The sequence below is a fragment of the Bradyrhizobium sp. PMVTL-01 genome (genome assembly GCF_051861855.1).
Lineage (GTDB): Bacteria > Pseudomonadota > Alphaproteobacteria > Rhizobiales > Xanthobacteraceae > Bradyrhizobium.
In genome coordinates this window covers 286,086-308,111 of the sequence record NZ_CP193983.1, presented here as the reverse complement: position 1 = coordinate 308,111, position 22,026 = coordinate 286,086, and the positions used below count along the sequence as shown (strand labels likewise).

Here is a 22,026-nt window from a genome sequence, read left to right as displayed (position 1 = left end):
TAGGTCGTCCCGGAAAACTCGGTAATGCCGGAGTGGGGTGAGACGTATGCCGCTCGCGCTAATCGAAACCAGTCATTGCAATGTGGATCTCAAACCATCGCCGATCGAGCCATCCTGGATCATTGAGGGGAATCCAGACGCCCGCAACTGCACGTTGTCGATCAGCGCGGATGGCGCAGCCCGTACGTTGATCTGGTCCTGCACCGAAGGCAAGTTCAATTGGTACTACGATGTCGATGAGACCATCGTGATTCTCGAAGGATCGATCGTGCTGGAGAGCGACGGCATGCCGGCGAAGCGCTATGGCGTCGGTGACGTAATCTTTTTCCGGCGCGGTGCGCACGCCAAATGGCATGTCGAGAGTTACGTGAAAAAGGTGGCCTTCTTCCGTACGACCAATCCGGCCGGGCTCGGTTTGGCTATCCGCGCCATGAACAAGCTGAGGTCTGTGGTTTCGCGGCGGCGTGGTGCAGGTGAGCAAAGAGTGCGCGCCACCGCCGCTTGATCGATCACTGTTTATGAAGGCAAGATTGCCGACATTTTGCCGGATGAGGCCGCCCGACTGAGGCGGCCCTAGTTCCTCGTCAAAGGCTTTGATGGCTGTTCGCTCATCGCCTCTACGTCATCGGGGGTGGGAATTCTCCGGTTCGATCTTTCAGGTCGGCCGCCCGCTGAATCAAGCCGGACGCAACCGCCTGGTTCTTTGTTGTCTTTGCCATACGGAGCAGCGTTGCTGCTGCCTCACGGGCGAAATCATGAAATCGCGACACCTGTCGACATCCGAACACTTAAGCCGTGGGGCGCGCTTCCGTTCCGGGATTGGTGCAAAAATGTACACAAGCGATAAAAAGGCTGCACCGCGATGGAAATCGGCCGTCAGCCTAGGGGGATTCCAGCGAGAGGAGTTGGCGCGATCAGCTACAGGTTCGCGGGCACTGCCCTAACATCATGCAATTTAGTTGTAGCCGGCTCGAGCTCGGCTTGGTCCTACCTTCAGCAGCAATCCTGCGTTCGAGTTCGCGGGCAATGTCCTCAGACGCGTCGCTCGGCCAGCCCTCGACGGGGTTGAACGAAACCACGCGAAGCACCCGGTCATATTGCCCGGCGAGCAGATCGTCGATCAGCGTCGGTCTCGCCGAAGGCCGCACCGTCGCAGGGCGGTAAGGCTGGGGGCGTAGCGATTGACGCGCTCGTCGCGGGCCGATCTGTCGGCCTTGCCGCGCCAGCTGAACTGCAGCACGTCACCGTTGTGCCGGCGCAGTGGAACGCTGGGTTGGACGGACTGTTGTCTTTTCAAATATCTACGAGCTTGGAGCCTCAGATGAGTAAGCGTAAACCTATCAAGGCGTCAAAGCGCGCCCGCACCCCCGCCATTGCCACGCGAGCCCATGGGAATAAGCAAGCGGTTGTTAGAAGCGCGAAAGACAATCTGTTGCGCTCTGTTGCCGCTGGGCCGATTGAATCCCCCCTTGAGCTTCATAGCGATCCAAAACAAGAAGCTCCCAATGTTGACAAGCAAGTGGCCCCCATTCCGAAACCGGTGCAAGAGGCTCCCATCGCTGCGAAACCGGCGATGCAAGACGGCCTTGGTCAGATGCTAGGATTTGATTTTGCTTCAGCGACGGCAGGTATGGTGAGTTATCAACTGAAGCTCGTGGAAATGACGCAAGCCAACATGCGATTTGCCTTTGAGTTAAGCCAGAAGCTTCTGACGATCAGGTCGCCGTTCCAATTCGTCGACTTGATTGGAGAATCGATAAAAAGACGTGCTGACATGGTGGGGAAGCAGTCGACGGAACTGGCTGCACTCACAAGACGATAATCGCGCGCTTTGAGCCTGCCAGGAGCGACCGGACCGGCTACTTGCTGGCGACGGCGGCAGCTTGAAAGGATGCGAACTGACAGGCTCTCAATCGCCGCCGTTTTGCGTGCTTGCTTTTAATTGAGCTTTCCCTGGGTTCGTGTAACTGTCGTGGTCGGGGCGGCTGTCAAGGGGGCCCGTGCATCATGGTGAGAGTTGCCGCGTGGCCCGGTCCCGAGCGCAACGGCCTTGGGGCGCCTAAAGAGCCTCAACGCGCTCGAGCCCCCGGTTCGGGAGTTTGAATTACGGCAGTCCGGCCAAACGCAACGCTCTTGGTACGGCGCTTACGGACAGGAGCGGACATCAACCAGTCCTCAATCTCTGCCAAATGCGTCCAAAATGAACCTTTTGGGACGTCACCTGCCCACGCCTATGCCCAGTCACCTTGAACTCTTAGGGTCCCTCGCTAGGTCACGGATGAGCGCAGAAGGCTGCTGCTGGCCAGAGGGAGATGTGGATGCCGATAGCCGGAAAGAAACCGGCAAAAGAGGCCGTTTCCAAGAAGCCGGCGGCCGGAGCGCGACGTAAATCGGCTTAACGCTCCGCGTGCCATAGCTTGGTTAATGGCGTTGAAGAAGGCCTAGGCAGCAAGATCGAACGATGCGATTAAGGCACGCACGTCCTTGGCGAGTTCGCGATAGTGTTGGCCCGCCCGCTGGTACAGTTCGCGATTGCTTCCTTCCGATCGATTAGCGATCAGCTCGCACTCCGCAGCGAGGTTTTCAAAACGCTCCAACTTGGCTTGGAAGCCACTCATTGCTCGCCCCACATTTTGCTCAAGGGACGGCGACGATATCCGCCGAACTTGGTCAGCTCAAACATATTCAGTGCTGCATGTGCGAAGTCTCGTCGTTCCGTGTCTATCGGCTGTTGCAGATAAGCGATGGTGGGTCGCGCAAAGCGTGAAGCTACTGATATCTTCGTTGAAATTTGACGCTGGTCACCCACTCCATGGCGGATGGGTCACAATGCCAAGCACGTCAGAAAACGTAGGTCAGGTCAAGAAGCCGACGAAGCCATAATCGCCGGATCAAGTGCGAGCGCTTCCTGCAGGGATGGCTCAACACACCCGACAACTTGCTTGTGTCTTGTAGACGCACCGCTCTTGCCTGTGGTTCGAAATAGGGTGAGCGGTCAAAGGTGTGCAGCAACACCGAAGCGGCCGAGGCCGGGAAGCTTGAGCGCCGGACGTCGCAGATCGAAGCCGAGCACGGCGCCGAAGAAGTTCAGTTCAACCCCTTCGACCCAGCCAATGGTGAGACCAACATAACCCGCGAGCGTGGCGAAAATACCCGTCCCCGATGGCGTGATCCCGATCCAACGACCGTCATAAGGGAAGTCCTTACCGATCGCGGTTGGCGGCAAGACTGCCCGCAGCTCTGGTACGGAATCCAGGGCCGCTCGCACGAAAGTGTTCGAGTTGGGACCTGGCCAAGCGCTGTAATCGCCGTAGGATCGGAACTTGTATTTTTCGATCACGTAGCGGATTTTGGGGATGAGCGCTTCCGCGCGCTCGCCGTCGACAGCCACGATCGTTTCCGGCGCGGCGCCAAACCATCGGCCATCTGGCGCAAAGCCGTTGGTTCTGATCGGCTCACCCCATGCCGTGTAGTCGTAACGGGTGTAGGACGTCGCGTCCTTTTTCTTCACAACAATCCAGGTGTGGACGGCGAAGATGCTGCGCCAGCAGACAGTTCGTGCGGCGAAGACCCGGATGACCGCTTCGGGACGCGCCGCCGCTGAAGGCAATAGTCCCGCGCTCGAGCGGTCGGCTGTCTGCCAGTTCCCCCGACCGTCGCCCAGCCAAAAATAGCGCGCTGCGGATGCTGCAATCGGCGCAAAGACGAGGAATAGAAAGATCAGCAAGGGCTTCTTCAATGGGGAATGAGCGGTGGACTTACACTGACATATAGTTCGGGCTGGTACCATCGCCATAGGGGAGGCGGGTCCACGGCTTGGGGTGTCGGCGGCATCGCCGAACGCGAGAGTAGCAGAAAGGCCGAGGGTCCGTCGTGCGGTGACGGTTTGATGATGGCCGCCTTGTGCGGGGTCCCCTAAGCGGATGTCTCGTCGGACCGCCCTTTGATTTCCCGCTCCGCCTCAAGCCAGAAGTCCAGGTCGCGACCCACAGGGCGGCCGGCGTGCTCCCAGAGCTCTTGCGCCCGCATCTTGATCTCTCGGTCTCGCGTGGACGGGAATAGCCTCTGCCTCAATTCGTCGGCGAAGCGTCTAAGGCGGCTGGCGGTGCTTTCGTCGCGAATGTAGCCGGCCGCCTTTGTGGCTAACTCGATCTGGTGCTCCAGCTTCGCGCGTTCCTCCATCTGAGCCGCTCCCGTCCTCCTTTAATGAAGATGACTCCAATGGCGCACGGATGTTTCGCCGCCAGGCTCACTTCTACAATTGTCGTCCGACTCAGAGTCCACTTTTGCACACAATGGGCTCTTAAGTCCTTAGGTGAATACGCCCGACTCCTGATGGTCGAAGGAATGAAGTGCTCGGGGCTCGCCCGGCGGCCGGAACAGGGCGACGCCGAATTCGTTTTTCGTGTATGAGTATCTACGTCGTGGTTCTGATCAGCGCGTTTTTGGTTGTGATGGTAGCGATCTTCGCCTCGCTGAACTAGCCGACCTCCTGATTGATGGTGGTCGAGACTATGACCGAAATAGATCCCCTCGCTCATTCCCCGCGGCTGCTGCATCCGCAGGGGCAGCGCAGAAGGTCCTCGCTGGGGCGGCTATTGAAATGCGAAGCACGCCGCACTGCTATCACCGGGACAACGGCCACTCCTAACAGAACGAGCGGCGACGGTTCATTACCTGTGCGATCGCAGCGCCGTTCCAAAGAAAAAGCCCCGCGTTGGGGACGGGGCCTTTCCAAGCCGGCCGGCCGCGTCGCGCAACCGCCAGCACCACCATGAATGCTGTCACTTCTCTAATCCGCAATGCGCAAAATTGTTCCTTCGGACACAGGCGCAAAGCACTAGGGGATCAGCCGTCGACATCCTGACCGGGCGCGCGATTGCGACCAGGCCGACACGACGCGAGGCGGGCTAGCCTCCGGTGGGGCGGGCTCGCCATCCGATGGCATGAGGCACCTCAAAGCCTCACGGGCAAAGCAGGCGGCCTGCTTGTTTCCGGTCTTTTCGATCTCCTCGATGGCCCAGACCAGCATCTGAACGGCACCGTCACAGTTTTCCCGGTTCATTTTGCACGCTCGTTGTTCGAGCCCCACCATTTTCCAATGCTATACCTGTGGTAGAGCCGGTTCGGTTCAAAATTGTACATGAATAGGTGCAGGGTTCAGGGACTAGGGACTAATGAGCAAAATCTGAGATGACCGACCCAATCCTGTCTCCGCGCGAGAAGCAACTTCTAAGGCGCATTGCGGCAGGGAAAACCGATGCTGAACTAGCAGGGAAGTTCGGAAGGTGGCGCGGAGCGCGCCGCCGAACAGCAGGCCCAACTGCTGGAAAAACTCGGAATCAGCGATCCGGCCGGGATCACTGAAGCGGCCGGCGTGAAGTAGGGCGCGGTGAGCGTTATCGCTTCCAATTTCCAGTGGTCAATCGCTTATCCGAAACATAGGCCGCCCTGTTCACCATGTTGAGCAGCATCCCCGTCGCTGCCGACGTGAACTCGCCCTCGGAATTGATCACGACGTCTCCGTACTGGAGAGCTTTGTGCCGCAACAAGGCGGCAGCGATCCGTGATTGCTGACTGGCTGAACGATGCGGACATCGAGTGCGCGAAGTGATTTCTGATGCGGCGGATTTGGTCGATGCCGTGAAACTCGTCGTAGGAGATCAAGCCGAGTGCGTGGCACATCTTCGCCCTCGAACTGAACGTGCCAAGAGGCGCGTTGCCTCCCCAAAAAAAGGTCAAGGGCGTATACGGCGGCTTAAACTTTCAGGTCAATTTCTGATCGGACCTTTGCCCTGGCGACGGTTGGTCATATGAACATTTCTGCATCACACGGTCATTTGCTGCCGCCCGATCTTCCTTCTCCGCACCGCGCATCACGATCCTGAGCGCATCATCCGGCAAAGGTTCGCTGCAACGCCTTGGCTTCATCCCACGGCGCGCGCATCCAGACATAAATGGCGACGGCCGATCTGCTAAGCCGATCCCGTGTAGCTTACCACGAAGTCACGGATATGCTCTGGTACAGGCTCGGCTTCGATGTCGCAGCGACACCGAATTTCCTCGGCAACATCCCTTGAAATGTCCTTCGACCAATGTCCCAACGTGCTGATGGCAACAACACGAAGCGGATCGAAGAAATGACCCGCGATGAGGTTGGAGATGATGGTTTCGATGTCCGTCCGTTCGACCTTGGTCTTGCGGCAGAAGTTGCCCGGAGAGCCAACGCGATCCACCACGAGATAGATCGCGTGATCGGCCGTGCTTGAAACGGCAGTTTGCATCAAGTCGGTTCGTGGCATCCGCGCCTCCGCAAATCTCAATGGCACGTGTCGCAAGTGTTGTCGGGACGAAGCCTGTGCATGTTGACGTAGCGCAAGACCGACCGTCAGGGCGACTGGCGCGCTCAGGACAGCCCGCGAACTAAAAATGAGGCAATGGGACCAAAGTACGATGACAGCCCGACAAGCGTCGTTACTATGTGATCCGGTCGTGCTGATACGCCGGCCTTATGAGGCTCGTTCAACGGCGGCGAGCAAGCTCAACGAAGTGCGCAGAGGTCTGCTTGCCTCGTGTTCGAAGCGAATGACGACGAGAACGGCGCTTTGTGCGCAATTCCGCCCGCCAAACTGGAAAGGAGGTGCACGATGTTTGTGACCGTCGTTGCCGTGCTCTGTCATCTCTCTGCGGGAAGTTGTGTCGAGGAGATCGTCACCGACAGTAACATGACGCCGGAGATCACTTTTCAGGAATGCGCTAAGGGCGCGCAGGGGCCGCTTGCGAAGTGGTTCGGCGAGCATCCGATCTACCACGCGAATTGGCGCCTCGATCGCTACAAGTGCGTGCCGGGCCACTATGAGATCAGGAGCAGGGCGTAAGACGCGGGACGGAATTTGGACACCGTGCGCCTAACATCGGCGGCAAGTTGCCAACGTAGCGGGCGGAAGAGCGCGAGGATGGCGACTTGGTTTGGTGATGTTGTAGAGGTCACAAATCATCGCGTTCCGTCATCATGCTTAAAGCTCTTCGTCCCCTGTGAACCTCTTCTAACACCTGTGCGATCAAGCGTAACCTCTCGACCAAATGGCACAGGGACGATCCGCTTTGGACGCGTCCAGTTGGCATTCGCGCGTGGCGCGCAATATCCACGTGCCGTAGAACTGTAAGTGAGGTGGGACTGGCCTTGGGACGCGAAGACCTATCAGGTCGCATCCTCCGCTTCGGCTGACCCATCGGCGGGCAAGCAATTGCCGCGGTGGGGTGTTCGAAAACGCCGCATCGTCAAAACCAAGTTTCGACCATGGCCCGCGCAGTAATCGTTCTCCTAGCCTATCGATTGACTGATTGCATTCTTGCCACGTTGGAAAGGCAACAATAAGGACGCGAGCCCGCGGACAAGCAACTGATTAAGAGCTTCGCCTTCATTTTCCGAGCTGTAGTAGTGTGCACGATAGCCCGTCGGCCCGTTAAACAGACAGTTGTATGTCGGTGCCGTGCACGGGATGGTGTGACCTTGACCCGGAAGCAACCCACCATGGATTTGCCCGCTCGCCAGCAAAAGCTGGCGTGCTGAATGTTCGCCTGCATCTCTGCGATGGCCAGGGCTCGAAGTTCTTTGCCATCGGGGGCAGCATACCCGATCCGTGTCGAGATCGTAGGCCACTCAGTGAGCGCGATCCGGACCTTCATCGTTCGCCGGGCCCCCACGTTGACGGCGGATCGCTCGCGCTGATCTTGGTCCGCCGCAGTGCTACCAGATGGCTCCGCTTGAACCGATAGCCGCGAACCTGCGAGCAAACCTTGCAGCGCATGTAGCGCTCCCAGTTCGTGGATCGGGGTCGCTTTCGGTCTCCGCACGATGTCGAGCGCGACGGTATGATTGGTATCGCAGCCAAGGCAACGGACTTCCCGATAGCCGTACCCCGCCTGAAGGCATCGCTCAGTGTCGGCGACGGCTGGGCTGGACCCACTGGTTCTCGACCTGCCGGTTGGCGCGTTCAGCTTCTCGACTTCGGCGAGCATTTTGAAGGCCGGTCGCAGCCAGCGCAGGCGCTCAATTTCGGCCGCAAGGTAGGAATTCGGCACCGCAAAAAATAACACCATGTTAAGTTCGTATAATAAATGATTAATTTGTACCAGGTCAGCAACGCGCTATCGTCCCGCGAGTCGGGCATCCGCATCCGCGTTTTCCCGAAGTGGCACGAAGCGCTTATGAGTCGCGGCCGATGACGATGCCGGCGGCCCCGAGCTGCCAACAGAAAACAATAACAAGTGGGGAGAACCGATGCCGGTAGCGCGAAGGAATTTTTGGGCAATACTGCTGGTGGCTGCGACTTGCCAGGTCACATCGGCGTCCGCCGAGCCGATGGCTTGTGACGACGGCATCAAGGCTGCCTTCCATCCCGACGAGTTCACGACCGTGATCGCGGTCCGCCAAGTCAAGAAGGGTGAGGAGTTGTTGGCTCCTGATGCGCCGAAGCCGATTACGGCGGCAGCCAATCTTTGCCTCGTGAAGCTGCTGGTCGGACCCGGCGTTACGGCTGAGAAAGACAAGACCGCGCGCTCTTATTCAGAAGGTATCGGCATCGAGGTCTGGCTGCCGACGCAGGCTAACTGGAACGAGCGCATCCGCAACTATGGCGGCGGCGGCTGGGTCGGCGGCGGCCATCGCTACGCTGACAAGATCGGCAGCAAGGTGCCGGCGATCGTTAATGCCAATATCGGTTATGCCTCGGGGACAACAGATGCGGGCCAGCCCTGGTATCAGGACGGCTCGTTCGCCTTCCTCTCCGACGGCAAGGTCAACGTCGAGGGCCTCCGCGACTTCGCGGTGCGTGGGATGGTCGAGCAGGCGGTCAAGACTAGAGCGTTGGTCAATCTCTACTATGGCAAAGCGCCGCAATTCGTCTACTACGACGGACACTCGCAGGGCGGCCGCCAGGGTCTGAAGATACTTCAGGATTATCCCGAGCTCTATGACGGCTACATGATCGCGCAGCCTGCGCTGAACATCGCGAAATTTGGCACCACAAGCCTTTATCCGCAGGTCGTGATGAAGTCGGAGCTCGGCTTCACTGCAATCAACAAGCCGGAGGCCGCCGCTTTCGCCGCCAAGGTCGAGGCCGCCAACAAGCGTGCCGTTGCGACCTGCGACAAGGCCGGCCTCGGCTTCCTGCTTGATCCCTTCGCCTGCGACTACAATCCCGCCCGTGACGCGGTGCTGCTCTGTGCGGGCGAAGCGGGCGACGGCGTCACCGGCAGCAATGCCGACACGGCGGCCTGCGTGAGCGCGAAGGAAGCGGATGCGCTCAACAAGATCTGGTACGGCGCGACCCGCGACGGCAGCGTCGATCCGGCTCAAACAGCGGAAGCCCGTAGCGGCAAGGCGCTCGGCGTGAAGCAGCTGTGGTGGACTTTTACCAAGGGCACGTCGATCTCGATGCAGATCACGAGCGCGTCGACTGACAATTTTGCGCTCGGCATGCAGGACGTCAGCTACGCCGCCGATGCCAGCGCGACGTCAGGCATTCCGATCACCAACACTTCGACCGCCAAGCGCAACCGCTGGCTCGAGCTCGACTATGCCGGCCTCGCTGCCGGCGTCGACAAGAACGTCGCGCTGCAGCCCACGCTGTTCAGCAATCTGATCACCGACAAGGCGGATCTCTCCAAGCTGCGCGATCTCGGCCGCAAGGTGATCGTGTGGAGCGGACTTGCGGATGATGCGATCCCGCCGGCCGGCAACGTCAACTATCACGAGCGCGTGCTTGCTGCGATGGGCGGCGATGCCGAGGTCTCAAAATTCATGCGGATGTATCTGGTGCCGGGGGTCGCGCATTCCTCGCAGGGCCGCTCATACACCGTGACCGGCAAGAACGACGCCGTGCCGCTGCCGAAGCTGCCGGGCAACGCCAACCAAGCGCCGACGCGCGACAAGGACCAGTTCTTCTCCGCATTGACCGATTGGGTCGAGAAGGGAGTGGCGCCGGGCGAGATCACGTTGACCTCGCGCGATGGCGGTGTGAGCTATCCGGTCTGCGTCTATCCCCGACGGACGACGTGGGATGGCCAGGGTCCGGCGACGCAGCCTTCGAGCTTCAGCTGCCGCTAGTCCCTCAAGCATTGCGGCACCGAAACCTGATTGTTGCGATATCCGGCGAGGCGGCCCGGAGGGCCGCCGTCTTGGGGCGCGTTAGGAGCTATTGTCCCTCGCCAATTGAATCTAGCCTGGGTCGATCATGGGCGTGCTCAGCGTCGTTAGTTGGGCAGCCATTTGAAGCTTGATGCAAATCGCGTCGTTCGAATGGTGAATGAGAGCACCATCAAAACTAAGCTCTCACAAACGGGTGAGCCGGTCTTGAGCTAAGCGTACGCTTTGAGACACCGGCAACTCGTCGGGGAGACACCGGCAACTCGTCGGGTCCGGTGTATGAGCTGACTAACAATGCGCCGCCGGGGGCAGCCATGATCTGACGGACGATCGACAGATCGAGTCCTGCTCACCAGTGCTGTTACGGGTCTGAAACGGCTCAATGAGCTGTACTCAACGCGTGCCGGAAGCCCGAGCCGGACGGTCCGCCGATCCGCGCGGTGTATCCGTCAAGTCAGCATCTATCGCCGAAGGTTCGCGTCTTCATCGATGCGATCATCGACGCTTGGCGGCCCGAACCGCCCTTGGAGAGGAGAGTCTGAGGAGGCGTCAGGACGCTTCCCTTCTTGGCGCACATAAATTCGCGGCGAACCGGTGCTCGGGCAAGCCTTGCGAGATGCCGTGAATGGCGAAGAGATGACCGGCCTCCGGCTCGGCACTCAATTGGCCCGCGTTCAGAAATTTCCGCGCACTCGTGACGAACATGGTGTTCAGGCCGCTTCCGCCGAAGCAAACGCAGGTGGGGTTCGTCACCGGCAGCGGGATGGCGGTGTCGATGCGGCCGTCCGGGCGATAGCGCACCACTCGGCTCCCTGAGAAGAATGCCGTCCAAAGCCCGCCGTGAACATCGACGCATGCGCCGTCGGGGCGTTCGCCGGACGCGGTGTAATCGGCGAACAGCCTCCTGTTGCTGATCACCCCATCGTCGAGGTCGAAATCGAAACGCCAGGTGCAATAGCGCCTTGTGTCGGAGAAATACAGAATGCGATTGTCCGGCGAGAACGCAATGCCGTTGGTCACGATGACGTCTCCGAACATCGGTGTCACCGTGCGGTCACCGTCTACGCGATAGAGCGAGCCGTTAGCGCGATGTAGTTCGTTGTCCATGGTGCCGATCCACAGGCGTCCGCGCGCGTCGACGCGGCCGTCATTGAGCCGGTTGTCGAGGCCCTGCTCGACGTCACAAAACCGGCTCAGCAGGCCGCTTTCCGGATCGCGGCGTCCCAGGCTCAGATCCTGCGCGAGCATGTGCGCGCCGTCCGATGTCAGGGCCTGGCTGCCGAGAAACCGGCAGTCGTGGTGGGATGAGGTGCAAAGACCCGTCGCCGGATCGAACGATCGATGCAGCTGCCGGTCGATATCGATCCACCAGAGCCTTGCCGACCGCTCGCACCACAGCGGCGTCTCGCCGAGGACGTCCGCGGCAGCGACCGCGACCTCCACCTGGTGAGACCGGATGGTGCTGGTCATCCCGTGCCCCGTCAGCGTAGCGCGCTGTTGGCGAGCGCGTGCGCGACGCAATTGTTCACGTGCGCGGAGAGCACGAGCGTCGCCGTGTCGGCGTCGCGCTTCAGCGCGCATTCGAGCATCGCCTTGTGCTGCGCGGCCGGCTCGGCGCCGCGATAGTGGAAGGCCACCATCTGGTAACGGAAATACCTGTCGAAGACGAGGCTGTGCGTCTCCATGAGCAGGCGCGATCCGCAATTCGAGATCAGCGCCTGGTGGAATTCGCCGTCATAGCGCTTCCACTGCTCCGGCTCGCCGATTCCGGAGTCCATCAGCCGCTCCGTCGAAGCGAGCTTGTGATGCGCCGAGACGATGCGCCCCTCCCACTCGACGTCGGCATTGGCGAAGGAGATCGCCATCGCGTGCGACTCCAGCAGCAGCCGGAGGCCTGCGAGCTCTCGCAGATTGTCGGCGGAGACCGCGGCGACCTCGAAGCCGCGTTTGCCCTCCGCCCCGACGAAGCCCTCGGCGGCTAGGCGGTTCAGAATCTCGCGCAGCGTGCTGACGCTTACGCCATAGGTTTCGCGCAGCGCCTCGAGCCGGAGCTTATGGCCAGGTGCCAGCCGACCGAAAATGATGTCCGTCCGAATCCGGCGGTAGCCGTCCTGGCCGATGGCTGATTCTTCCTTGTCGATCAGAGACATCGCGTCGACCTTGCTGGGCGGAGCCGCATCGGGGGCCCTCGCTATGGGTTCATATGATACAAAAATCGTATGATGAAATTCAATTCATATTTTGACTCCCAGAATATCATATGCTTCCTTTCGAGGCTCAAAGCCGCGGCGCCAGACCGGGGCCTCATCATCGGGAGGGTCGGTATGCGGAGGACGATGCTTGGCTTGGCGGTCGCGCTGAGCGCTGTGCTCACGGCCTTGCCCGCTATGGCACAGGTGCAGGAGCGAACGATCCGCTGGGGGCATCTCAACAATACGGATCACCCCGTCAGCCTCGGCGTGCAGAAATTCGCCGAGGTGCTCGCCGCCAAGAGCGGCGGCAAGCTGAAGGTCCGCGAGTTTCCGGCGTCCCAGCTCGGCAACGAAATGCAGCAGCAGTCGGCCGTTCGCGGCGGCACCCAGGAGGTGTTCTCGGCCTCGACGACGTCGCTCGCGGGCGTCGTCAAGGATCTCGGCCTGTTCGATTTCCCCTTCATCGTCGCCACCTTCGACCAGGCGACGGCACTCGCCGACGGCGCGTTCGGCAAGGCGATGATGGAGCTCCTGCCCGAGAAGGATCTCATTCCACTAGGCTATTGGGGCCTCGGATTCCGCAACGTCACCAACAGCAGGGGCCCGGTGGCGAAAGTCGAGGATCTCGCCGGCCTGAAGCTGCGCGTGATCCCCAATCCGGTCTATCTGGAGACCTTCAAGGCGTTCAAGGCCAACCCGGTGCCAATGGCGTTCGGCGAGCTCTATACCGCGCTCGAGAACAAGACAGTCGATGGCCAGGAGAATCCCTACAGCGTCATCCTGTCGAACAAGTTCTACGAGGTGCAGAAATACGTCTCGGCGACGAACCACACCTTCACCCAGAACATCATCATCGTCAGCAAGAAGTTCTGGGACAAGCTCTCGCCCAAGGAGCAGAAGATGTTGCGCGACACCTACGCCGAAACGCTGCAGTATCAGCGCGATCAGACCCGGCGCGCCGCCGACCAGGCGCTTGCTGAGTTGATGGCCAAGGGCATGCAGTTCAACGACATTGCGCCCGCGGAATACGCCCGGATGCAGGAGGCCGTGAAGCCGGTGATCGACAAGTTCTCCGCCGAATACGATCCCGAGAAGGTCAAGCTCTTCAACGCCGAGCTCGCGCGCATCCGCAGCACGGTCAAATAGTGGGTTTCGGATGGCGAAGATCCTCGATGTTTATTGCGAGGTCCTGAAGGCGGCGATCGCCCTTTGCCTCGCAACGATGGTCGTCCTGGTGTTCAGCAACGTCGTGCTCCGCTATGTCTTCAATTCCGGCATCGCGGTGTCCGAGGAACTGTCGCGCTGGCTGCTCGTCTGGCTGACTTTCCTCGGGGCGATCATTGCCTTGCGCCAGCACGCCCATCTCGGCGTCGATACGCTGGTACGCGCGCTCCCGCCTCGCGGTAGGTTCGCCTGCTTCGTCATCAGCTATCTGTTGATGCTGTATGCCGATTGGCTGCTGACGCTCGGGAGCTGGAAGCAGGCCGTCCTGACCTTCGGCGATGCGGCGCCGGCGTCGGGGATCTCGGTCGGCCTGTTCTTCTATTCGTCCGGCCTCGTCTTCGGCGTTTCGGCAGCGATCATCCTCGCCTATGATCTCTTTCGCGTGATGACCGGCGCGGCGAGCGGCGAAGATCTCATTGCGGTCAAGGAAAGCGACGAGCACACTTGAGCGCCGTGGCACCCTGTTCGATAGCAGCATGACGATCGCCGTCTTCACATTCTCCCTTCTTGGCGCCATGGCGCTTGGCATGCCAATCGCGTTCGCGCTGATCGTGTGCGGCGTCGCGCTGATGCACTATCTCGATATCTTCGATTCGCAGATCGTCGCGCAGAACATCATCAACGGGGCCGACAGTTTTCCGCTGATGGCGGTTCCGTTCTTCATGCTGGCCGGCGAGATCATGAACAAGGGCGGCCTGGCAAAGCGCATCGTGGACATCGCGCTGGCGCTTGTTGGTCATGTGCGCGGCGGACTAGGCTACGTGGCGATTCTGGCATCCTGCGCCCTGGCGTCGTTGTCCGGATCGGCCGCCGCAGATGCCGCGGCGCTCGCGGCCCTGCTGGTCCCGATGATGGTCGCCGCCGGCCATAAGAAGATGTATGCGGCCGGTCTAGTCGCGGCTGGAGGAATCATTGCTCCCGTCATTCCGCCGAGCATCGGCTTTGTCCTGTTCGGGGTTGCCGGTGGCGTCTCGATCTCCAAGCTGTTCCTAGCCGGTATCGTCCCCGGCCTGCTTCTGGGCGTCGGACTTTGTTTCGCCTGGTGGTGGGTGGCTCGCGACGAGAATATCGAGAGCCCGCCGCGGAAGTCGCTGGCCGAGATCGGCCGGGCGGTGGTCGACGGCTTCTGGGCGCTGATGCTTCCGGTCATCATCGTCGTCGGCCTGCGGTTCGGGATCTTCACGCCGACCGAGGCGGCCGTCGTCGTCGCCGTCTATGCGCTATTCGTCGCGACCTGCATCTACCGCGAGCTGAAGCTGTCGCAGCTCTACGAGGTCGTGGTCTCGGCGGCGCTCAGCACCAGCATCGTCATGTTTCTGGTGGCCGCCGCCCTGGTCTCGTCATGGCTGATCACGGTTGCCGAAATCGCGACCCAGGTGGTGGATCTGGTGCGCCCGTTCATGGGCAGCCAGATGCTGCTGATGTTCGCGATCATGATCCTGGTGGTCATCGTCGGCACGGCGCTCGACATGGCGCCGAGCATCCTGATCCTGACCCCGATCTTAATGCCCGTCGTCAAGCAGGCCGGCATCGACCCGGTCTATTTCGGCGTCCTCTTCATCATCAACAATGCCATCGGGTTGATCACGCCGCCCGTCGGGATCGTCCTGAACGTCGTGTGCGGCGTCTCGCGGATCAGCATGGAGGACGTCATCAAGGGCGTCTGGCCCTTCATGATCGCGCAGCTTGTCGTGTTGTTTCTGATGGTGCTCTTCCCGCAACTCGTCACGGGCCCGGCCAAATGGTTCGGTGGTTAGTCATCCCTGGAGAAGGAGCAGCTTAATGACCACGAGGATCATGGTTCTGAACGGCCCCAATCTCAATTTTCTCGGCATCCGGGAGCCGCATGTCTACGGCTCGACGACGCTTAGCGAAATCGAGACGAGCTGCGAGGAGGTTGCAAGACCGCTGGCCGTTTCGCTCTCGTTCCACCAATCGAACATCGAGGGGGAGCTGGTCGGCTTGATCCAGTCGGCGCGGGGCAATGCGGACGCAATCATCATGAACCCGGCAGCGTTCTCGTTCACGTCGATTGCCTTGATCGATGCCCTCAAGATCTTCGATGGTCCGAAGATCGAAGTCCACATCTCGAACATCCATGCCAGGGACGAGCTGCATCGGCACTCGATCACATCGAGCGCCTCGACCGCCGTGATCTGCGGGCTTGGTCCTTATGGCTACATCGTCGCCATTCTGGCCGCGGTTCAACGGCTCGGGCGCTTGCCCGGCACCTTTCCTGCCGCCTTGCGAGGCCTTGCCCCGCCGGCCAAGGCCTGAACCCGAGGGAGAGCAGGATGCGAGGCGCAGGATTCCTGGCGATCTGGAGCGATATCGAACCCGCGGATCTGACCGACTACCGGCACTGGCTGACGCGCGAGCACACCACCGAAAGAGTGACGACTGAGGGCTTCCTGGCCTGCCGCGTCTTCCGTGCCCTGCGAGCCGACATCAATCGCTTCTTCATATTGTACGAGCTCGAAGCGCCCGAAGTTCTCGACGGACCGACCTATCTCGCGCGCCTCAATTCGCCGACGCCCTGGTCGCAGCGCATCATGCCGCGGCTGGGAAACTTCACTCGCGGCGGCGGCCGGACGGTGGTCCGGGCCGGCCGCGGCGAAGGTGCCACCATTGTGGCCCTGCGTACCCAGCGGCACCCGGGCGATCCGGACAGGTTGGCGCGCGTCGTCACCAATTGCGACGGCGTCGTAGCTGTTCAGATCGGCGCAACGGACCAAGCCAGAACGTCGGTACCCACTGTTGAAAAGAGCATGCGAAATCGCGAAGGCTCCTTTGCCGGCTTGCTGCTGATCGAAGCTGTCGACGAGATCGCGGTCCGTGATGCCTGGCGCAAGGCCGCCGAATTGGCGCCTGAAGCGGTCGGCGGCCAGCCGGAGATCTACCACAGCATGTTCAGCCTCGACGCCCGCATTGCGAATTCGCCGGCATGACGACGCCCCCGGGACGGCGGTGGGATCTCGAATGTGACCTTCTCGTCTTCGGCGCCGGCGCAGCCGGAATGACCGCGGCACTGGTCGGCACGCGTGAGGGACTGGAGACGGTACTTTGCGAGAAGTCGGACCAGGTTGGCGGGACTACAGCCACGTCGGCGGGCACGATCTGGATCCCTGGCAGCCGGCAAAGCAGGAAGGCCGGCCTTCCGGACAACGTCGAGGCCGCGCGAACCTATCTGGAGGCGATCTTGGGCTCGTCCGCCGCTGATGAGCGCTTGGACGTGTTTCTCCAGATCGGGCCGATCGTTCTCGACTATCTCGAGAAAATCACCAGCGTGCACTTCCTGCCGCCGCCGGTGCATCCGGACTATAAGAATTTGCCGGGCGCAGCGACCAGCGGCCGTGCTCTCGGCGCCCTGCCATTCGACGGCCGCAAGCTCGGCGCCGATTTCGGTCGCGTGAGAGCGCCACGGCGCGAATTCATGGTGCTTGGCGGAATGATGGTTGGCAAGAACGACATCGCTCCGCTGCTGCATCCGTTGCGGTCTTGGCGCAACTTCCTGCACGCCTTGCGTCTGTTGACGCGACAGGCGTTCGATCGGGCTCGTTTTGCGCGCGGGACCCGCCTCATCATGGGCAACGCGCTCACTGCAAGGCTATTTCATGACCTGCGGAACTCGGTCGATATCCGATTCTCAACCGGGTTGAAGGAGTTGATCCGGGCGGGTGACGACATCATCGGTGCGGTTGTGCAGTCTCCGGCCGGGGAGTTGGCGATAAGCGCACGCCGCGGCATCGTTCTGGCGACGGGCGGCATTGGCTGGAGTGCCGAACTTCGCGACAGATTGCTGCCTGAAGCGGCCCGTCGCTATTCGCTTGCGTCGCCGTCGAACGCGGGAGACGGGATCCTGGCGGCCGAGCGGGTTGGGGCCGTCATCGACACGGAACTGCGGAGCGCGGCCCTGTGGATGCCAAGCTCGGTGATGGCGCAGCCTGACGGTCACCAGTCCATATTTCCGCATATCATGCTCGATCGCGCCAAACCGGGCTTGCTTGCTGTCGACAGAACGGGCCGCCGTTTCGTCAATGAAGCCGATTCCTATCACGACTTGTCGAGGCGATGCTGGATTCCAACAGGACGCCTGCAGGCGTGCCATCCTTTCTGATTTGCGACAGCAGCTTTATCCGGGATTATGGTCTCGGCCTGATCCACCCCGGCGCCAGGCACTTGGCGAGCTATCTTAGCTCCGGCTACCTGTTCGAAGGCGACACCGTCGAAGCGCTCGCAGTCAGAATCGGCGTCGATCCCGGCACACTCTTGCAGACGATCGCCCGCTACAACACCTCTGCCGAAGCCGGCATTGACCAGGAGTTCGGACGTGGTGCGAGCGAGCTAAACCGCTTTAACGGAGACCAATCCAACAAGCCGAACCCATGTCTGCGCAGGATCGGCCCCGGGCCATATTATGCGGTGGCAGTCTGGCCGGCGGATCTCGCGAACAGCGCCGGCCTGAGAGTCGATTGGCGCGGACGCGTTCTTGCACGCGAGTGGGTCCCGCTACGCAGGCTCTATGCCGCGGGCAACGACGCTGCCTCGATTTTTCGGGGGACATACCCCGGTCCAGGCACCATGATCGGGCCCGCCATCGTGTTTGGATGGTGTGCCGCGATGGATGCCGCCGGAACTTTGGAAGGATATCTCGGGCGGAGTTCTACCAGTGTGGGGACTGACTAGAGCGAGTTGGGGTCAAATTGAATCGTAGGGATTCCCAAGGGAGCGAACCGTGATTCATCCTTGAGGCCGGGAGGAGGCCGGCAGGGATGGCGCATGGAGAGGCTCTTCGCGTTCGGGTGATCAAGGCCGTCGTTGAGGATGGCCTTTCGCGGAACGAGGCGGCCCGGATTCCGGGTCGGGATCGCGAGCGCGTGGGTGAAGGCGTTCGAGGAAACGCAGCGCACGGCGGCTTTGCCGACGGGCGGAGACCGGCGCTCTGTGCTGAAGCCGCATCGGGACTGGCTCCTGGAACTTCGGCGTAAGGAGAACGATCTGACGCTGGATGCGATCGCCGGCCGACTGCTTCGCAGGCACGGCATCGAAGCCGACAAGTCGATGCTGTCGCGCTTCTTTGCCGGTGAGGGCGTCAGCTTCACAAAAAACGTGCGCGCCAGCGAGCAGAATCGCCTCGACGTCGTTGAGCGCCGGCAAGCGTGGCGGTGCGCGCAAAGCAGCCTTGGCGGTCGGCTCATCTTCCTCGACGAGACTTGGACGATGACGGCGATGACGCGTCGTTACGCCTGGGCCGATGTCGGCACAGGTGCCTTGGGCCATGCGCCGCACGGACATTGGAAGACGACGACGTTCCTTGCCGGCCTGACCTGCGAGGGGCTGATAGCGCCGTTTGTGCTCGATGGGCCGATCAACGCTGAGTGCTTCTTCGCCTATGTCGAGCAAATCCTCGTCCCCGTGCTGCGCGAAGGCGACACGGTGATCCTCGACAATTTGTCGAGCCATAAAAATGAAGCGGCTGCCCGTCTCATCGCCGGTGCCGGCGCGCGCCTGCTGTTCCTTCCGCCCTACAGCCCCGACCTCAATCCGATCGAGATGGCCTTTGCCCAACTCAAGGAACTGTTGCGACAAGCCCAGGCTAGAACCGTCGACGCCCTCTGGGACCTCATTGCCCGCACTCTCAACCTCTTTAGCCCTGAGGAATGCGCCAATTACATCCGTCGTTGCGGGTACAATCCGCTTTGATCACAACTCGCTCTAATCAGTCGCACCGACGTTGCGCGCGCATGTCGGTCCACCAAAGCTGCGTCCCGGCCGCTTCAGACCTTCATGGCGGCGCCCCCGCCGCCGGATAGGTCATTGCACGTTTCCTTCCCGAAGGCGCCCATCATTTCCGACGAAGGCGTGACCGCAGACGGTGGCATGCATCGATTTGCAGCGACGATCGCGCCACACGACCACCTCGCGCTTTCACGATGATTTGGATGAGTTCTTGAGTTGGTGCCGCGAGCCCCGCGAGCTTCTTGAGTCTCGTAAATGTGCCCTCCCTGTTGGGCGCTTCACTACGCAAAGCATTCTTCAACCACTCCAAGAGGAATTGTCCATCTGAGTTCGAGCCAAGGGAGTTTCCACATCTTCTCGTGTAAGAAATGACGCGGTACTTGCGTTTTGATTGTCATATAGTTGGTTCCTGGGAGAGATAGGGAACCAAGTTGTTTGCTGGTAACGATGGTCAAAAGGCCAACGAGCCCCGCAATACATCAGCTCCAAATACACCGGTTTCGGGATTCGTTTCCGGGCTGATTGTGGTTCTCGTCGGACCGGAAAAACGTCGAGTCCAATGAGGACTTTGCCATCCAACGATTGAGTCGAGGCAGGCTGGGCTTCGGTGTTCATCAGAACTTGCGATAGCTCCGTCGGGCGGTCCGGTTGGACAAGGAGTTCTCTCGGCAACGCGGTGGCGAGGTTCCGACGCGCGACAATCTTTGGTTCTTCGAGATTACGAGCGACCTGCGGATTGATCCGAACCACGGCACGAGTGCCGCGAGCGGCTGCGAGATGAAGCGCACTCCACGCACGGCGCACCCTTGTAAGCCGAATTTCCAGCCGAGCCTCGGGGTTTCGGACGCCGGCCGCCGAATACGCCGCGCCATCCGGCCTGTGGCGCACGAAGAGGTCTATCTGCGCGCCTACGACACCGTGTCCTACGCCCGCGCCCCGATCGGCCGATACCTCGCCTTTTACAATGGCCGTCCCCACTCGAGCCTTTGACGGCGGCACCCCCGATCAAGCTTACTTCAGCCCGGTGCCGTTCCGCGCGGCAGCCCAACTCTGGCAGAAGCTCCACTTATCGGCGCGGAATTGCTGTTCAGACAACAGGGGCCAGCTCTATACGCCGGCAGAATGGTGACACTCCGGCTAGTAAAGTCAGGCCGACGCCTCCAGTGCAGCAAGTCCTCGCCTGTCCAATAGTACAAGCCGTCGCTGCGTGTTGTCCTCAAACCGCACAAGCTGTTCGTCGCGGAACATCGAAAGGGACCGGGAAATCGTCTCGACGGTGAGGCCTAAATAATCGGCGATGTCACGGCGGCTCATGGGCAACGTCATAACGTTAGGATGGGCTTCTCGTTCGTCGATTTCGAGCAGGAATTCAGCAACCCTCTCATGGGAGTTCTTTCTACCCAAGAGAAGCATGTGGTTCTCGGCGTGGCGAAGATTGAGGGTGACAAGCGCGAGAAGGGAACTAACCCGGCCTTCACTTACCGCCAATTCCAACAGAGTTTGCCGGGTCGCCACCCGAACCTCGGTAGCGACCAGCGCCTCCGAAGTAAATCGATGATGGTCGCCGGTCTCGAAACCAAAGAGATCGCCGGGCAGATGGAAGGCATTGATTTGGCGGCGACCATCAGGAAGTAGTTTGTAGGTGCGCACCGCGCCGGAAATGATCTGGTAGACGTACTTGGCTTCTTCGCCCTCACCGAAGATTTGTCTCCCTTTGCGATAGTTGAAGGAGCTACAGGACATCCGCTCGCCGCCGAGCCGAGCCAGATGGCCTTCCACAGGAATGCGCCTATCAGCCTTCACCAGCATCTGGATACTCCTCGGGGCGCAGCATTTAAGTCTGGTGTGCGACAACCATCATTGATCTAGCGCAAGTTGCCTCCGCCAGTGTGGGTGGAACGTAGGATTACGGGCTGCGCTGTCCCTCCCATTGCCGGCAAGCGATCATGTCATCCGACAAGAAGCCAGCAGGTGAAGTGCCCGCGAGCGACAATCAGGAGTCCGCTGATCGCCTTTCGCTCATCAAAGAGTACATCAACGATCTACGTGAGATAATCAAGAAGCTGCGCAAGAAGCTGAACTGAGTGCGCCGGGGGGCTGCGGGCTGATCGGCATCGCCATGGCATACCTTACACTTTGGGAACATACGAGCTGCGCAACGATGGTGCAATCGAGCGATCTAGGAACGATCGCGCTAAGCCGCGGTTGCGGCAATGAGCCAAATGGCGAACGCAGCCCGCGACACATTCGTGGTTGGACTACGTAATGCACATGCGATGGAAGTGCGGGCGAGGGAGTTGTTGGAGCGTCAGTCGGAGCGGCTTGACGAATATCCGGACGAAAGCCAAGGTCAAGAAACCAACGAGCAACTGAGGCGCCTCGAGCGATGCCTCGAGGCCTGTGGTGAGAGCACATCGACCCTCAAGGACACGGCTCAGTCCGTGATGGGCAACATGCAGTCCATGGCGCACTCGGCAGCCAACGACGAGAGTCTCAAGAACACGTTTGCCAACAACGCGTTCGAGAACTTTTAGATCGCCGCTTACAAGTCGCTCATCGGCTCAGCGGTGCTGCCGGCGTTTCTGCGGACAGGGAGCCCCTTGAAGCGGCCTTGAAGGAAGAACAGCGCATGGCCGCCTGGATCGATTACAACGTCGAGAAGGTGACGATGGAGTGTCTGGCCCATCAGCGCCCAGCAGCATAGCGGTCGTCAGGTTGAAA

At 60.6% G+C, this 22,026-nt stretch carries 19 protein-coding genes and 5 pseudogenes; 15 read left to right on the top strand and 9 right to left on the bottom strand.

Annotated elements, in window-relative coordinates; genetic code table 11:
• The first annotated feature begins 46 nt into the window (after positions 1–46).
• The 3 genes and pseudogenes from ACRQ5Q_RS42335 to ACRQ5Q_RS42325 all read left to right on the top strand — a co-directional run.
• Positions 47–505 carry a cupin domain-containing protein gene (locus ACRQ5Q_RS42335; protein WP_439400222.1) on the top strand — a complete coding sequence of 153 codons (459 nt, stop codon included), beginning with the start codon at positions 47–49 and terminating at the stop codon, positions 503–505.
• A gap of 816 nt (positions 506–1,321) precedes the next feature.
• The gene (locus ACRQ5Q_RS42330) at positions 1,322–1,822 is read left to right on the top strand and encodes a Phasin protein (RefSeq protein ID WP_439400221.1); all 501 of its coding nucleotides are present in this window, start codon (positions 1,322–1,324) and stop codon (positions 1,820–1,822) included.
• A gap of 463 nt (positions 1,823–2,285) precedes the next feature.
• Positions 2,286–2,399, top strand: a pseudogene (locus ACRQ5Q_RS42325) (Ku protein); the annotation flags it as partial.
• Between the two features lie 42 nt (positions 2,400–2,441).
• Here the strand turns inward: ACRQ5Q_RS42325 and ACRQ5Q_RS42320 are convergent.
• From ACRQ5Q_RS42320 to ACRQ5Q_RS42300, 5 genes and pseudogenes are all read right to left on the bottom strand, one after another.
• Positions 2,442–2,618 carry a hypothetical protein gene (locus ACRQ5Q_RS42320; RefSeq protein WP_439400220.1) on the bottom strand — a complete coding sequence of 59 codons (177 nt, stop codon included), beginning with the start codon at positions 2,616–2,618 and terminating at the stop codon, positions 2,442–2,444.
• A 377-nt stretch (positions 2,619–2,995) separates the two neighbouring features.
• Complete coding sequence (locus tag ACRQ5Q_RS42315; protein ID WP_439400219.1) at positions 2,996–3,727, bottom strand: DUF3750 domain-containing protein; 732 nt, start codon at positions 3,725–3,727, stop codon at positions 2,996–2,998.
• A 188-nt stretch (positions 3,728–3,915) separates the two neighbouring features.
• Positions 3,916–4,182: a DUF2934 domain-containing protein gene (locus ACRQ5Q_RS42310; RefSeq protein ID WP_439400218.1), complete on the bottom strand. Its 267-nt coding sequence runs from the start codon at positions 4,180–4,182 to the stop codon at positions 3,916–3,918.
• A gap of 1,584 nt (positions 4,183–5,766) precedes the next feature.
• Positions 5,767–5,953: pseudogene (locus tag ACRQ5Q_RS42305) on the bottom strand (hypothetical protein); the annotation flags it as partial.
• Between the two features lie 22 nt (positions 5,954–5,975).
• Entirely contained in the window at positions 5,976–6,302 is a 327-nt protein-coding gene (locus tag ACRQ5Q_RS42300; RefSeq protein WP_439400217.1) for a hypothetical protein, read from the bottom strand.
• Positions 6,303–6,647: 345 nt separating this feature from the next.
• On the opposite strand from ACRQ5Q_RS42300, the gene ACRQ5Q_RS42295 reads away from it, so the two are divergent.
• The gene (locus ACRQ5Q_RS42295; protein WP_439400216.1) at positions 6,648–6,878 is read left to right on the top strand and encodes a hypothetical protein; all 231 of its coding nucleotides are present in this window, start codon (positions 6,648–6,650) and stop codon (positions 6,876–6,878) included.
• An 807-nt stretch (positions 6,879–7,685) separates the two neighbouring features.
• Here ACRQ5Q_RS42295 and ACRQ5Q_RS42290 read toward each other — a convergent pair.
• Positions 7,686–7,967, bottom strand: a pseudogene (locus ACRQ5Q_RS42290) (hypothetical protein); the annotation flags it as partial.
• A gap of 317 nt (positions 7,968–8,284) precedes the next feature.
• Between ACRQ5Q_RS42290 and ACRQ5Q_RS42285 the strand changes: the two are divergent.
• The gene (locus ACRQ5Q_RS42285; protein ID WP_439400215.1) at positions 8,285–10,111 is read left to right on the top strand and encodes a tannase/feruloyl esterase family alpha/beta hydrolase; all 1,827 of its coding nucleotides are present in this window, start codon (positions 8,285–8,287) and stop codon (positions 10,109–10,111) included.
• Positions 10,112–10,699: 588 nt separating this feature from the next.
• Here ACRQ5Q_RS42285 and ACRQ5Q_RS42280 read toward each other — a convergent pair.
• Both ACRQ5Q_RS42280 and ACRQ5Q_RS42275 read right to left on the bottom strand, forming a co-directional pair.
• Positions 10,700–11,620, bottom strand: a complete 921-nt coding sequence (locus ACRQ5Q_RS42280) for an SMP-30/gluconolactonase/LRE family protein (protein ID WP_439400214.1) — start codon at positions 11,618–11,620, stop codon at positions 10,700–10,702.
• 11 nt (positions 11,621–11,631) lie between these two features.
• Complete coding sequence (locus ACRQ5Q_RS42275; RefSeq protein ID WP_439400213.1) at positions 11,632–12,300, bottom strand: GntR family transcriptional regulator; 669 nt, start codon at positions 12,298–12,300, stop codon at positions 11,632–11,634.
• 174 nt (positions 12,301–12,474) lie between these two features.
• On the opposite strand from ACRQ5Q_RS42275, the gene ACRQ5Q_RS42270 reads away from it, so the two are divergent.
• The 8 genes and pseudogenes from ACRQ5Q_RS42270 to ACRQ5Q_RS42235 all read left to right on the top strand — a co-directional run.
• A complete protein-coding gene (locus ACRQ5Q_RS42270; RefSeq protein ID WP_439400212.1) occupies positions 12,475–13,488 on the top strand; it encodes a TRAP transporter substrate-binding protein in 1,014 nt (337 codons plus the stop codon).
• A 10-nt stretch (positions 13,489–13,498) separates the two neighbouring features.
• Positions 13,499–14,014: a TRAP transporter small permease gene (locus ACRQ5Q_RS42265; RefSeq protein WP_439400211.1), complete on the top strand. Its 516-nt coding sequence runs from the start codon at positions 13,499–13,501 to the stop codon at positions 14,012–14,014.
• A gap of 28 nt (positions 14,015–14,042) precedes the next feature.
• Positions 14,043–15,323, top strand: coding sequence for a TRAP transporter large permease subunit (locus ACRQ5Q_RS42260; RefSeq protein ID WP_439400210.1), 1,281 nt, complete (start codon positions 14,043–14,045; stop codon positions 15,321–15,323).
• A gap of 25 nt (positions 15,324–15,348) precedes the next feature.
• Positions 15,349–15,843, top strand: a complete 495-nt coding sequence (locus ACRQ5Q_RS42255; protein WP_439400209.1) for a type II 3-dehydroquinate dehydratase — start codon at positions 15,349–15,351, stop codon at positions 15,841–15,843.
• 17 nt (positions 15,844–15,860) lie between these two features.
• Positions 15,861–16,514: a hypothetical protein gene (locus ACRQ5Q_RS42250; RefSeq protein WP_439400208.1), complete on the top strand. Its 654-nt coding sequence runs from the start codon at positions 15,861–15,863 to the stop codon at positions 16,512–16,514.
• A pseudogene (locus ACRQ5Q_RS42245) lies at positions 16,511–18,252 on the top strand (FAD-dependent oxidoreductase). Before ACRQ5Q_RS42250 ends, ACRQ5Q_RS42245 begins: the two are co-directional and overlap by 4 nt.
• An 86-nt stretch (positions 18,253–18,338) precedes the next feature.
• Positions 18,339–19,269 (top strand): IS630 family transposase gene (locus tag ACRQ5Q_RS42240; RefSeq protein ID WP_439400207.1). Its coding sequence is split into 2 segments (ribosomal slippage): positions 18,339–18,421 and positions 18,420–19,269, totalling 933 coding nucleotides; the frame shifts between segments, so codons are not numbered across the junction.
• Positions 19,270–20,163: 894 nt separating this feature from the next.
• A pseudogene (locus ACRQ5Q_RS42235) lies at positions 20,164–20,350 on the top strand (IS3 family transposase); the annotation flags it as partial.
• 101 nt (positions 20,351–20,451) lie between these two features.
• On the opposite strand, the gene ACRQ5Q_RS42230 reads toward ACRQ5Q_RS42235, so the two are convergent.
• Entirely contained in the window at positions 20,452–21,114 is a 663-nt protein-coding gene (locus ACRQ5Q_RS42230) for a helix-turn-helix domain-containing protein (protein ID WP_439400206.1), read from the bottom strand.
• Positions 21,115–21,251: 137 nt separating this feature from the next.
• Between ACRQ5Q_RS42230 and ACRQ5Q_RS42225 the strand changes: the two genes are divergently transcribed.
• Together ACRQ5Q_RS42225 and ACRQ5Q_RS42220 are read left to right on the top strand one after the other, a co-directional pair.
• Positions 21,252–21,389 carry a hypothetical protein gene (locus ACRQ5Q_RS42225; protein ID WP_439400205.1) on the top strand — a complete coding sequence of 46 codons (138 nt, stop codon included), beginning with the start codon at positions 21,252–21,254 and terminating at the stop codon, positions 21,387–21,389.
• 138 nt (positions 21,390–21,527) lie between these two features.
• Positions 21,528–21,839, top strand: coding sequence for a DUF892 family protein (locus ACRQ5Q_RS42220; RefSeq protein WP_439400204.1), 312 nt, complete (start codon positions 21,528–21,530; stop codon positions 21,837–21,839).
• The last annotated feature ends 187 nt before the right edge of the window (positions 21,840–22,026 follow it).

What these genes read in the sequence shown, in the direction of transcription:
- ACRQ5Q_RS42275 (WP_439400213.1), bottom strand. Translation starts at nt 12,300, where the DNA reads ATGTCTCTGATCGACAAGGAAGAATCAGCCATCGGCCAGGACGGCTAC.
- ACRQ5Q_RS42280 (WP_439400214.1), bottom strand. Translation starts at nt 11,620, where the DNA reads ATGACCAGCACCATCCGGTCTCACCAGGTGGAGGTCGCGGTCGCTGCC.
- ACRQ5Q_RS42225 (WP_439400205.1), top strand. Translation starts at nt 21,252, where the DNA reads ATGTCATCCGACAAGAAGCCAGCAGGTGAAGTGCCCGCGAGCGACAAT.
- ACRQ5Q_RS42335 (WP_439400222.1), top strand. Translation starts at nt 47, where the DNA reads ATGCCGCTCGCGCTAATCGAAACCAGTCATTGCAATGTGGATCTCAAA.
- ACRQ5Q_RS42320 (WP_439400220.1), bottom strand. Translation starts at nt 2,618, where the DNA reads ATGAGTGGCTTCCAAGCCAAGTTGGAGCGTTTTGAAAACCTCGCTGCG.
- ACRQ5Q_RS42270 (WP_439400212.1), top strand. Translation starts at nt 12,475, where the DNA reads ATGCGGAGGACGATGCTTGGCTTGGCGGTCGCGCTGAGCGCTGTGCTC.
- ACRQ5Q_RS42285 (WP_439400215.1), top strand. Translation starts at nt 8,285, where the DNA reads ATGCCGGTAGCGCGAAGGAATTTTTGGGCAATACTGCTGGTGGCTGCG.
- ACRQ5Q_RS42250 (WP_439400208.1), top strand. Translation starts at nt 15,861, where the DNA reads ATGCGAGGCGCAGGATTCCTGGCGATCTGGAGCGATATCGAACCCGCG.
- ACRQ5Q_RS42330 (WP_439400221.1), top strand. Translation starts at nt 1,322, where the DNA reads ATGAGTAAGCGTAAACCTATCAAGGCGTCAAAGCGCGCCCGCACCCCC.
- ACRQ5Q_RS42295 (WP_439400216.1), top strand. Translation starts at nt 6,648, where the DNA reads ATGTTTGTGACCGTCGTTGCCGTGCTCTGTCATCTCTCTGCGGGAAGT.
- ACRQ5Q_RS42230 (WP_439400206.1), bottom strand. Translation starts at nt 21,114, where the DNA reads ATGCTGGTGAAGGCTGATAGGCGCATTCCTGTGGAAGGCCATCTGGCT.
- ACRQ5Q_RS42310 (WP_439400218.1), bottom strand. Translation starts at nt 4,182, where the DNA reads ATGGAGGAACGCGCGAAGCTGGAGCACCAGATCGAGTTAGCCACAAAG.
- ACRQ5Q_RS42255 (WP_439400209.1), top strand. Translation starts at nt 15,349, where the DNA reads ATGACCACGAGGATCATGGTTCTGAACGGCCCCAATCTCAATTTTCTC.
- ACRQ5Q_RS42300 (WP_439400217.1), bottom strand. Translation starts at nt 6,302, where the DNA reads ATGCCACGAACCGACTTGATGCAAACTGCCGTTTCAAGCACGGCCGAT.
- ACRQ5Q_RS42265 (WP_439400211.1), top strand. Translation starts at nt 13,499, where the DNA reads ATGGCGAAGATCCTCGATGTTTATTGCGAGGTCCTGAAGGCGGCGATC.
- ACRQ5Q_RS42220 (WP_439400204.1), top strand. Translation starts at nt 21,528, where the DNA reads ATGGCGAACGCAGCCCGCGACACATTCGTGGTTGGACTACGTAATGCA.
- ACRQ5Q_RS42260 (WP_439400210.1), top strand. Translation starts at nt 14,043, where the DNA reads ATGACGATCGCCGTCTTCACATTCTCCCTTCTTGGCGCCATGGCGCTT.